General features: G+C 39.3%; 2 protein-coding genes. Both read left to right on the top strand.

The genetic code is table 11. The features are described 5' to 3' along the window. The first annotated feature begins 5 nt into the window (after positions 1-5). Positions 6-620, top strand: a complete 615-nt coding sequence (locus CP352_RS10680) for an IS607 family transposase (RefSeq protein ID WP_013085784.1) — start codon at positions 6-8, stop codon at positions 618-620. Positions 621-650: 30 nt separating this feature from the next. After that, entirely contained in the window at positions 651-1,943 is a 1,293-nt protein-coding gene (locus CP352_RS10675; protein ID WP_098034949.1) for an RNA-guided endonuclease TnpB family protein, read from the top strand. Positions 1,944-2,086 lie beyond the last annotated feature (143 nt).

Raw genomic sequence — 2,086 nt, 5'->3', positions numbered from 1 at the left:
TTTTTATGTCTAGAATTATGTATTTAAAAGAAGCTGCTGCCTATCTTGGCAAAGCGCCGTTCACTCTTCAAAGCTGGGATCGAGCTGGGAAATTAAAAGCTCATCGAACAGCTAACAACAGACGATTTTACTATCAATCAGAGCTTGATCAGTATTTAGGCCTTGATCATAACGAGCCCATTGATAAGCGCAAAATTGTGGCTTACGCGCGGGTATCTTCCAATGGGCAAAAAGACGATTTAAAAGATCAAGTTGCTTTTTTAAGGCAATTCTTGAATGCTAGAGGCATTATCGCCGATGAATATATCTCAGATATTGGATCGGGCTTAAACTATAAACGTCCTAAATGGCTTAAGTTGATCAAAGACATCGATGCAAATCAGATTAAAGAGATCTACGTTACTTATGAAGATCGCTTTATCCGTTTTGGCTTTAAGTTCTTTCAAGAATTTTGTGCTTGGCATGACTGTAAGATAATCGTCTTAAACAATGAGGATACTTCGCCAGATAAGGAGCTAGTGGAAGACTTAATTAGCGTTATTCATGTTTTTTCATGCCGTCTTTATGGACTGAGAAGGTATAAAAACAAAATAAAGAACGATCCTAATTTAAAAGAATAAGCGATGCATCTATAAAAGGAGGTGGATAAAATGCCAGAATACTATATAAAAACCAAATCCTATGAGCTGTTTCCCAACAAACAGATGAAGGCTGTTTTTGATCGCAATTGCGATTATCGGAGATTCTGCTGGAATGAAGCCTTGGCTTTGTGGAATGACGAATACGACATTAGGCAGCTGATGCTTGATAAAGAGATCAAAGCTGAACTGCGAAAGGCCAAGAGTCAACGCAAATTTACTGCCGAACAAGAAGAAATGCTTGCCAGCTATCCTTCGCCTAATTGGAAAGCCATCAGGAATAAACTAGTGGCAGAAAAAGAAGACTGGCAATTTAGCTATTCAGCCCATCTATTGCAGCTAGCCGTACAGGATTTGGGCAAAGCCTGGCAAAATTTTTTCAATAAGGCTCAAAAAGATTGGGGCAAGCCTAAATTTAAATCTAAGCGGGCTCCCAAGCAAGGCTTCAAGAGCGACCAAGCTAGAATTGTTAATGGCAAGCTGGTTTTGGAAAAGCCTCAAGGGTTGAAAGCAAATTGGCAACCAATAAAATTGTCAGAAAAGCCTTTTGATTATCCTACAGGAACAATGTCTTTCTATCGAGTAAGGGATAGGTATTATGTGGCAATTCCATATAAGATCCCCAAAGATAGGTTCGAAATCAAAAAGAAAACAGGCAAAGCGACCGGGGTAGATATAAACGTAGGCCATTTCAATTATGAAGATGGTCAGCTTTTGATTATTCCTAAGTCTTTGACCAAAACATACAGCAAAATAAAGCATTATCAAAAGCAGCTGGCAAAGAAGCGAACAGTCAACGGTAGAATTAAAGGTGCGCAAAGCAAGAAATACTTGAAGACGAGAATCAAGCTTCAGGCATCCTATCAGCGTGCCCAAAACATTCAAACAGATTTAATGCATAAATTTACTACTGAACTGGTAAACAATTACGATCAAATAGCGATTGAAGATCTGGGAGTCAAAGGCATGCTTATGAGCCATGTGGCTTCAAAAGGCATGCATCGAAGCATGTTTGGCTTGTTTAGAAAGCTTTTAACATATAAATGCGAATGGTATGGTAAAGAACTGATTATTGCCAACAAGCTATATCCATCAACGCAAAGATGCGCAGCATGCGGCTTGGTCAAAAAAGGCGATGAAAAGATCACGCTGCAGGGCAATAAGAAGCATGGCACCAAGCACAACGAGTTTGTCTGTTATAATCCTAGCTGTCCTAATTACAATAAAAAGGTTGATCGCGACGAAAATGCCATGGCCAACCTAACGCTGCTAGTAAAGCATCCAGAGTTAAATCGAGCCTTATAAGATAATTGCGGGCGAGGCTACGTCCGAAAAAATGCCAAAAGAGATAGTCAATGCGATTACTTCTAAATTGAAATATCGGAATACTAGCGTAGACGTTGGTAAGAGAAATGGAAAGCACGAATAGTCCAAAATGTATGAAAATA

The sequence above is a fragment of the Lactobacillus sp. UMNPBX1 genome, from assembly GCF_002554085.1.
Classification (GTDB): Bacteria; Bacillota; Bacilli; order Lactobacillales; family Lactobacillaceae; genus Lactobacillus; species Lactobacillus crispatus.
This window is presented reverse-complemented; position numbering and strand designations above follow the sequence as displayed.